At 53.0% G+C, this 351-nt stretch carries 1 protein-coding gene; it reads left to right on the forward strand.

The window, feature by feature from the left end:
* Positions 1–351, forward strand: a 351-nt coding sequence (locus HC176_RS17955; protein WP_167920364.1) for a phage terminase large subunit family protein, incomplete at both ends; no start/stop codon positions are given.

The raw sequence follows: 351 nt of genomic DNA on the forward strand, positions 1-351 counted from the left end.
TGGGCGGATGCTAATTACTATCTCCCGAAAGAATCCGCATACCAGGAAGGGCGCTGGGAAACACTGCCCTTTCAGCGGGCCATCATGAATGCGATGGGCAGCGACTACATCCGTGAGGTGAATGTGGTGAAGTCTGCCCGTGTCGGTTATTCCAAAATGCTGCTGGGTGTTTATGCCTACTTTATAGAGCATAAGCAGCGCAACACCCTTATCTGGTTGCCGACGGATGGTGATGCCGAGAACTTTATGAAAACCCACGTTGAGCCGACTATTCGTGATATTCCGTCGCTGCTGGCGCTGGCCCCGTGGTATGGCAAAAAGCACCGGGATAACACGCTCACCATGAAGCGT

The sequence above is a fragment of the Tamlana crocina genome (genome assembly GCF_012037625.1).